This window comes from Streptomyces glaucus (assembly GCF_039533365.1).
In the GTDB taxonomy this organism is placed as follows: domain Bacteria; phylum Actinomycetota; class Actinomycetes; order Streptomycetales; family Streptomycetaceae; genus Streptomyces; species Streptomyces glaucus.
On the sequence record NZ_BAAATK010000037.1, the window covers coordinates 57,778 to 66,306 of the forward strand.

An 8,529-nucleotide genomic window follows, 5' to 3' on the forward strand; every position below is an offset into this window, starting at 1 on the left:
GTCAGGGGTTCCCTTCCGGAGATGCCGTCACGGGGGCCTGGCGGTCCCTCCCCTCGGGGAGCTCCGCCACGTCGACGCCGCGCGCCTGCGCCAGCTCGTGCTCGAGGGCGGTGAGTTCGGCGCCGCCGGCCATGTGGTCGGTCAGCTCCTCGAGGCCGATCTCGCCGCGGTCGGCGGACAGCTCCAGGGTGCCCAGGCGCAGCACGCTGAAGTGGTCGCCGACCAGGTAGGCGTGGTGGGGGTTGTGGGTGATGAAGACGACGCCGAGGCCGCGGTCGCGGGCGGCGGCGATGTACTTCAGCACCACGCCGGACTGCTTCACGCCGAGGGCGGCGGTGGGCTCGTCCAGGATGAGGACGCGGGCGCCGAAGTGGACCGCGCGGGCGATCGCCACGCACTGGCGCTGGCCGCCGGACAGGGTGCCGACGGGCTGTTCCAGGTCGTCCAGGACGATGCCCATGGTGCGCAGTTCCTCGTCCGCGGTCTTCTTCATGCGGGCGATGTCCAGGCGGCGCAGGGGCCAGGGGCCGCGGGTCAGCTCCGAGCCGAGGAAGAAGTTGCGCCACACCGGCATGAGCGGGACGGTGGCCAGGTCCTGGTAGACGGCGGCGATGCCGCGGTCCAGGGCCTCGCGCGGGGTGGTGAAGCGCACGGGCTCGCCGTCGACGAGGAACTCGCCCTCGGTGTGCTGGTGCAGCCCGGAGATGATCTTGATGAGGGTGGACTTGCCGGCGCCGTTGTCGCCGAGCACACAGGTGACCCTGCCGGGGTGGACGGCGAGGTCGACGCCGTGCAGGGCGCGGGTGGCGCCGTAGGACTTGCCCGCCTTGCGGAGTTCGGCCAGGGGCCGGTCCCCGCCGGGGGCGGGGTCGGGGAGGGCGGCCCCGCGGGTGGTGCCGGTCATGGTGTTCACCTCCGGGTCGCCGTGCGCTGGACCCACAGATTGATCAGGACGGCGCCGAGCAGCATGACGCCGAGGAAGGCCTTGAACCAGTCGGGGTTCCAGCCGGCGTAGACGATGCCCTGCTGCACCATGCCGAACATGAACGCGCCGAAGACCGGTCCGACGGCGGAGCCGTGGCCGCCGGTGAGCAGGCAGCCGCCGATCACCGCGGCGGCGATGTAGATCAGTTCCTGGCCCACGCCCTCGCCGGACTGCACGGTGTTGAAGGAGAACAGGTTGTGCATGCCGACGAACCAGGCGCCGAACCCGACCAGCATGAACAGCGAGATCTTGGTGAAGGTCACCGGCACGCCGACGGCCCGCGCGGAGTCCTGGTCGCCGCCGACGGCGAAGACCCAGTTGCCGTACTTGGTGCGCAGCAGCACCCAGGTGGCCAGGGCGGCGAAGACCAGCCACCACACCACGGTGATCCTCACCTGGACGCCGCCGATCTCGAAGGACGAGGCGAAGACCGCCTTGGCCTGGGGGAAGCCGTCCATGTCGCTGATGTCGTCGGTGGCCACGTTGTCGGTGACCAGCTTGGTCACCGCCAGGTTCACGCCCTGCAGGATCAGGAAGGTGCCCAGGGTGACCAGGAAGCTGGGCAGACCGGTCCTCACCAGCAGCCAGCCGTTGAGCGCGCCGATCGCCAGCGACAGCGCCAGGGCGACGAGCACGCCCGTCCACACGTTCAGGGTGAGCTGGTAGCTGAGCATGCTCGCGGTCAGCGCCGAGGTGATCACGGCGACGCCGGACGACAGGTCGAACTCGCCGCCGATCATCAGCAGCGCCACCGGCAGCGCCATGATCCCGATGGTCGACGACTGGTACAGGATGTTCGCCATCGAGCTGCCGTCGCGCACCGGCTCCGCGGTGACGAGGAAGAACACGAGCACGGCGACGGCGCCGAGGAAGACGCCCATCTCCGGGCGGGCGAGCATCCGGAGCGCCGGGGGGCGCCGCCGGGTCCGCCCGTCGGTCTCCCGGGGGCCGGGGGCGGGCGGTGCGCCCGCCGTCTGCGCGGCCTGCCGGGTCGTGCCCGTCACCGGGTGCCCTTCGCGGCGAACTCGGCGACCTGCTCGACGTTGGACTCGTCGACGAAGGCCGGGCCGGTCAGCACCGGCTGCTCGCCGCCGCCGCTGTAGTTGCCGTTGTTCTCGTAGAGCCACAGGGAGTCGACGGCCAGGTAGCCCTGCAGGTAGGGCTGCTGGTCGACGGCGAACTCGACGGAGCCGTCCTGGATCGCCTTCGTCAGGTCCTTGTCGAGGTCGAAGGTGGCGATCCGCGCCTCGCTGCCGGCGTCGTCCGCCGACTGCGCCGCGGTCAGCGCGAAGGGAGCGCCGAGCGTGACGACGTGGTCGATGGAGCCGTCCTGCTGCAGCTTGGCGGTGACGGTCGACTGCACGGACGGCATGTCGGTGCCGTTGACGTAGAGGTTCTCGATCGCTCCCTCGAAGGTCTTCCTCACTCCGTCGCAGCGCTGGGTCAGGCCCACGTTGCCCTGTTCGTGGATCACGCAGACGGCCTTCTCCGCGCCGACCTCGTTCAGCTTCCTGCCGAACGCCTCGCCCGCCACGCTCTCGTCCTGCCCGAAGAACTCCAGCAGGCCGAGGTCCTTCCAGTCGTCCAGGCCGGAGTTGAGGCCGACGACGGGTATGCCGGCCCGCTCGGCCCTGCCGATGACGTCCTTGAGCGCGTCCGGCTTGGCGAGGGTCACCGCGATGCCGTCGACCTTCTGGTCGATCGCGTTCTGCACCAGGCCGGCCTGGTTGCCCGCGTTCGGGTCGGCGGAGTAGACGAGTTCGACGTTGTCCTTGGCGGCGGCGGCCTCGGCGCCCTTGCGGACGATGTCCCAGAAGGTGTCGCCGGGCGCCTGGTGGGTGACCAGGGCGACCGTCATGCGCGGGGTGCCGGCCTCGCCCGCGGAGGCGCCCGCCCTTCCCTCCTCGGCCTTCTTCCCGCCGGAGCTGCTGGAACAGCCCGCGAGGGTCAGGGCCGCGGCCGCGGCGAGGGCCGCGGCGGGGGCGAGTCTGCGCGAGTGGGAAGAGCGGTCCATCTTTCCTGCACCTCACTGTGGGACCGGGGAAGGGCGGGGATCCTCGGGACCCGGTGGCTCCGGGTCGGGTGCCGCCGGAACGGCTGTTGCGCTGGGACGGGATCCAAGCCCTTGCCGTGCCCGCTGTCAATACTTTGTCAAGACATCATTTCACAAGCAGGTCCGAATGTAAGTACAAACTATTGACAGCGTCGCCCTCCGCGTCCTACACCTGGGAGGCGGCGGGCCCCCGGGCCCGCGCCCCCCACGGTCGCAGGGGGCTCCGGGGTCCGCACCCCCAGCAGCGCGAGGAGCATCGCATGGCCGAGTCAGCCCGGTACTTCGACCTCGTGACCATGGGTCGCATCGGAGTCGACCTCTACCCCCTGCAAACGGGCGTACCCCTGTCCCGGGTGGAGACGTTCGGCAAGTTCCTCGGCGGCTCGGCCGCCAACGTGGCGGTCGCGGCCGCCCGCCTCGGCCGCTCCACCGCGGTGATCACGCGCACCGGCGACGATCCCTTCGGCGCCTACCTGCACGAGGCGCTGAAGGAGTTCGGGGTGGACGACCGCTGGGTCACGCCGGTCGCGGCGTACCCGACGCCGGTCACGTTCTGCGAGATCTTCCCGCCGGACGACTTCCCGCTGTACTTCTACCGCCGCCCCAAGGCCCCCGACCTGGAGATCCGCACCGACGAGCTGGACCTGGCCGCGATCCGCGCGGCCCGGATCTTCTGGATCACCGGCACGGGGCTGAGCGAGGAGCCCAGCCGCTCGGCCACCCTCGCCGCGCTCGCGGCCCGGGACGGGGCGGGCACCACCGTCTTCGACCTCGACTGGCGCCCCGTGTTCTGGACGGACCCCGGCCGGGCCCGCCCGCACTACCGCGAGGCCCTGCGCCACGCCACCGTCGCGGTCGGCAACCTCGACGAGTGCGAGATCGCCACCGGCGTCCGCGAGCCCCGCGCCTGCGCCGAGGCCCTGCTGGCGGCGGGCGTGGAGCTGGCCGTCGTCAAGCGGGGCCCGAAGGGCGTGCTCGCCGTGCACCGCGACGGGACGACGGCCGAGGTGCCGCCGGTGCCGGTCGAGGTCGTCAACGGCCTCGGCGCGGGCGACGCGTTCGGCGGCTCCCTCTGCCACGGCCTGCTGGCCGGCTGGGACCTGACGAGGACCATGCGGTACGCCAACGCGGCCGGTGCCCTGGTCGCCGCCCGCCTCGCCTGCTCCGCCGCGATGCCGACCGGGTCCGAGATCGAGGCCCTGCTCGCGCGCGGCTGACGTCCGGACCGGAGCCCGTGGCGGACGGGCCGGCGGCCCCGCCCCCCCGGCCCGGCGACCGCCGCCGGACCCGGCCGGCGCCTCCCTCCCGCCGGCGGCCCGCACCCCGGCCGGGCGCCTTCCTCCCGCGGCCGCCGCCCGCAGCCACCCCGAACGGAGCCCGTCTTGAACCTCAGCATCCCCGACCTCACCGCGGTCAGGGCCCGGCGTCCCGAGGCGATCGCCGAGGCCGCCGCCCGCCGGACGCGCCGCCCGCTGATCGGCGACAGCGGCCGGCTGATGATCGTGGCCGCCGACCACCCGGCGCGCGGCGCCCTCGGCGTCGGCGGCCACCGGCTCGCCATGGCCGACCGGGCGGACCTGCTGGAACGCATCTGCACCGCGCTGTCCCGGCCCGGCGTGGACGGGGTGCTCGCCACCGCGGACATCCTGGAGGACCTGCTGCTGCTCGGGGTGCTGGACGGCAAGGTCGTCCTGGGCTCCATGAACCGGGGCGGACTGGCGGGCGCCGCCTTCGAGATGGACGACCGCTTCACCGGCCACCGCGCCCAGGACCTCGCCCGGCTCCGCTTCGACGCCGGCAAGCTGCTGCTGCGCATCGACTACGACGACCCCGGATCGCTCGCCACGCTGGAGTCCGCCGCCCGCGTCATCGACGAGATGGCCGCGCGCCGGCTGCCCGTGTTCGTCGAGCCGTTCCTCTGCCGCCGGGTCGGGGGCGGGGTCCGCAACGACCTGTCCGCCGAGGCCGTCACCCGCTCCATCGCCATCGCCTCGGGTCTGGGCGGCACCTCCGCCTACACCTGGCTGAAACTGCCCGTCACCGACGACCCGGACGACATGGCCGAGGTCCTGCGGACCTCCACGCTGCCGGCCGTGCTGCTCGGCGGCGAGGTCGGCGCCGACCAGGAGGGCACGTACGAGCGCTGGCGCAAGGCGCTGCGCCTGCCCACCGTGCAGGGGCTGGTGGTGGGCCGTTCGCTGCTCTATCCGGCCGAGGGCAGCGTGGAGCAGGCGGTGGACACGGCGGTCGGCCTGCTGTGACCGCCGAAGCCCCCGTGGCCCCCGAAACCCCCGTGGCCCTCGCAGCCCGCCGCGGAGCCGGGGCTGCCCGCCGCCCGCCGCCGGAGCCGGTCGCGGCCCGCGAGCCCGTCGCCACGCCCATCAGCCCTGTTGCGAGTCGGAGAGGCACACCATGACGTTCCACCTTCCCGCGGGCCAGGCCCCCGGCGGACCCTACGTCGTCGACATCACGCCCGAGCGGGCCGGCTGGGGCTGCTCCAGCCTGCGCGTCCTGCAGCTCCCGCCCGGCGGCACCCACACCTTCGACACCGGTGACAGCGAGTGGATCGTCCTCCCGCTGCGCGGCGGCTGCACGGTGACGAGCGCCGACGACGCGGGCCGGGAGACCTTCGCGCTCCACGGCCGCGCGGACGTCTTCAGCGCCGTGAGCGACTTCGCGTACGTGCCGCGCGACGCCCGTACGACCGTGACGTCGGCCGGCGGCGGACGGTTCGCGCTCACCGGCGCGCGCTGCGCCCGCCGGCTGCCCGCCCGCTACGGGCCGGCCGCGTCCGTCCCCGTCGAGCTGCGCGGCGCCGGGAACTGCTCCCGCCAGGTCAACAACTTCGGCGCGGCCGGGGTGTTCGCGTGCGACAAGCTGATCGCCGTCGAGGTGCTCACCCCGGGCGGCAACTGGTCGTCGTTCCCGCCGCACAAGCACGACGAGCACCGGCCGGGCGAGGAGTCGGCGCTGGAGGAGATCTACTACTTCGAGTTCGCCGCCCACGACGGCACCCCGGGCCTCGGCTACCAGCGGGTCTCCCCGTCCGGCCCGGGCCGGGAGACGGACGTGCTGGCCGAGGTGCGCGACGGCGACGTCGTCCTGATCCCGGACGGCTGGCACGGGCCCTCCATGGCCGTGCCCGGCCACCACATGTACTACCTCAACGTCATGGCCGGCCCCGGGGCCGAACGCGCCTGGCTGATCTGCGACCACCCCGGCCACGCCTGGATCCGCGACACCTGGCCGGACCAGCCCGTCGACCCCCGCCTCCCCCTCTGCACCGCCCCGGAGACCTCCGTATGAGCGCCGCCACCCGCCGACTGACCACCGCCCAGGCCCTGGTGCGGTTCCTGGCCGCCCAGCACACCGAGCGGGACGGCGTACGCCACCGGCTGATCGCCGGCACCTGGGGCGTCTTCGGCCACGGCAACGTCGCCGGGATCGGCCAGGCGCTCGTCGAGTACGCGGACGTCATGCCGTACCACCAGGGCCGCAACGAGCAGTCCATGGTGCACGCGGCCGTCGGCTACGCCCGCCAGCTGAACCGGCTGTCCGCGCAGGCGGTGACGACGTCGATCGGCCCGGGCGCCACCAACCTGGTGACCGGGGCCGCCCTCGCGACGATCAACCGCCTGCCGGTGCTGCTGCTGCCCGGCGACTACTTCGCCTCGCACGCCGCCGACCCGCTGCTCCAGCAGCTGGAGCACCCGGTGGAGGCGGACGTGTCCGTCAACGACACGCTGCGCCCGGTCTCGCGCTACTTCGACCGGATCACCCGCCCCGAGGCGCTGATCCCCTCCGCGCTGAACGCCGCGCGGGTGCTGGCCGACCCGGCCGGGACCGGCGCGGTGACGCTGGCCCTCCCGCAGGACGTGCAGGCGGAAGCCTTCGACTGGCCGGAGGAGTTCTTCGCCGAGCGCGTCTGGCACGTGCGGCGTCCGGCGCCGGACCCGGCCGAGCTGGCGGAGGCGGTCCGCCTGATCCGCGCCGCCCGCCGCCCGCTGGTCGTCGCGGGCGGCGGCGTCCACCACAGCGAGGCCGAGGCGGCGCTGCGGGCGTTCGCGGACGCCACCGGGATCCCGGTCGCCTCCACCCAGGCCGGCAAGGGCTCGCTGCGCCACGACCACCCCGCCGACCTCGGCGGCATCGGCCACACCGGCACGGCGGTCGCCGACGGTCTCGCCCGCACCGCCGACCTGGTGATCGGCGTCGGCACCCGGTACACGGACTTCACCACGGCCTCCGGCACCCTCTTCCAGAACCCGGACGTCCGCTTCCTCAACCTCAACATCACCGCGTTCGACGCCCACAAGCTGGCCGCCCGGACCCTGGTCTGCGACGCGCGCACCGGTCTCGAACAGCTCGCCGACGCCCTCCCCGGCCACCGGGTGGACCCGTCGTACGAGGCGGAGTACCGCACCGGCAAGGAGCGCTGGGAGCGGGTCGTCGAGGCCGCCTGCCGGGCCGGCGACGACGGCGCCGTACCGACGCAGACGCAGGTGCTCGGCGCGCTGGACGCGGTGGTGGGCGACGACGACGTGGTGATCAACGCGGCCGGTTCGCTCCCCGGCGACCTGCACAAGCTGTGGCGGGCCCGCTCCCCGCGCCAGTACCACCTGGAGTACGGCTACTCCTGCATGGGCTACGAGATCCCGGCCGCGATCGGCGTCCAGCAGGCCGCGCCCGGCACGCCGGTGTGGGCGCTGGTCGGCGACGGCACCTATCTGATGATGCCGACGGAGATCGTGACCGCCGTGCAGGAGGGCCTGCCCGTCAAGGTGGTCCTGGTCCAGAACCACGGGTACGCCTCCATCGGCGGCCTGTCCGAGTCGGTCGGCGCCGAGCGGTTCGGCACCGCCTACCGCCACCGGGCCGCCGACGGCACCTTCACCGGCGCCCCGCTGCCCGTGGACCTCGCCGCGAACGCCGCGAGCCTCGGCATGGACGTGCTGCGCGCCAGGACGGTGGGCGAGCTGCGCGAGGCGCTGGCGACGGCCCGCGCCGCCGGCCGGCCGACCTGCGTGTACGTCGAGACCGACCCGTCCCCCACCGCTCCCCCCGCCGAGGCCTGGTGGGACGTGCCGGTGGCCGGGACCGCCTCCCGCGAGGCCGCCGTGCGGGCGCGCCGGGAGTACGACCGCCAGGCCGCCGGCCGCCGCCGCCACCTGTGAACTCCCCCTCGCCGAAAGGTCCTGCGTCCCGTGCCGGACGGCCCCGGCCGGCCCCGGTGCCCGCCGGTCACCGCCGAGGAGGCCGCCCGCCTCGGTGAGCGGGAGGGCGCCGCGCTGCTCACCATGCGGCGCACGGCGTACGACGACACCGGCCGGCCGGTGGAGCACGGGACGCACCTCCACCGCGCGTCCCGGTACGCCTTCGACTTCCAGTTGCCGGTCAGGCCCTGAGGCCCGCGGTACGGGACGCGACCGGGCGGCGGGGCGGCGGGGCGGCGGGGCGGCGGGGCGGCGGGGCGGCGGGGCGGCGGGGCGGC

The 8,529-nt window shown here is 74.1% G+C and carries 7 protein-coding genes and 1 pseudogene; 5 read left to right on the forward strand and 3 right to left on the reverse strand.

The window, feature by feature from the left end:
- Position 1 precedes the first annotated feature (1 nt).
- The 3 genes from ABD363_RS23980 to ABD363_RS23990 are packed head-to-tail and all read right to left on the reverse strand — an operon-like array spanning position 2 to position 2,999.
- Positions 2-904 (reverse strand): ATP-binding cassette domain-containing protein, encoded by a 903-nt coding sequence (locus ABD363_RS23980; protein ID WP_344606962.1) that lies wholly within the window; start codon positions 902-904, stop codon positions 2-4.
- A 5-nt stretch (positions 905-909) separates the two neighbouring features.
- Positions 910-1,989, reverse strand: a complete 1,080-nt coding sequence (locus tag ABD363_RS23985; RefSeq protein ID WP_344606964.1) for an ABC transporter permease — start codon at positions 1,987-1,989, stop codon at positions 910-912.
- Positions 1,986-2,999 (reverse strand): sugar ABC transporter substrate-binding protein, encoded by a 1,014-nt coding sequence (locus tag ABD363_RS23990; protein ID WP_344606966.1) that lies wholly within the window; start codon positions 2,997-2,999, stop codon positions 1,986-1,988. The genes ABD363_RS23985 and ABD363_RS23990 overlap by 4 nt, the downstream gene beginning before the upstream one ends.
- A gap of 299 nt (positions 3,000-3,298) precedes the next feature.
- On the opposite strand from ABD363_RS23990, the gene iolC reads away from it, so the two are divergent.
- From iolC to ABD363_RS24015, 5 genes and pseudogenes are all read left to right on the forward strand, one after another.
- Positions 3,299-4,255, forward strand: coding sequence for a 5-dehydro-2-deoxygluconokinase (gene iolC, locus ABD363_RS23995; protein ID WP_344606968.1), 957 nt, complete (start codon positions 3,299-3,301; stop codon positions 4,253-4,255).
- A 165-nt stretch (positions 4,256-4,420) separates the two neighbouring features.
- Positions 4,421-5,299, forward strand: a complete 879-nt coding sequence (locus ABD363_RS24000) for a Cgl0159 family (beta/alpha)8-fold protein (RefSeq protein WP_344606970.1) — start codon at positions 4,421-4,423, stop codon at positions 5,297-5,299.
- 151 nt (positions 5,300-5,450) lie between these two features.
- The gene (gene iolB / locus ABD363_RS24005; protein WP_344606972.1) at positions 5,451-6,344 is read left to right on the forward strand and encodes a 5-deoxy-glucuronate isomerase; all 894 of its coding nucleotides are present in this window, start codon (positions 5,451-5,453) and stop codon (positions 6,342-6,344) included.
- Positions 6,341-8,212 carry a 3D-(3,5/4)-trihydroxycyclohexane-1,2-dione acylhydrolase (decyclizing) gene (gene iolD, locus ABD363_RS24010; RefSeq protein WP_344606974.1) on the forward strand — a complete coding sequence of 624 codons (1,872 nt, stop codon included), beginning with the start codon at positions 6,341-6,343 and terminating at the stop codon, positions 8,210-8,212. The genes iolB and iolD overlap by 4 nt, the downstream gene beginning before the upstream one ends.
- Positions 8,213-8,284: 72 nt before the next feature.
- Positions 8,285-8,443, forward strand: a pseudogene (locus ABD363_RS24015) (UTRA domain-containing protein); the annotation flags it as partial.
- Positions 8,444-8,529: the final 86 nt, after the last annotated feature.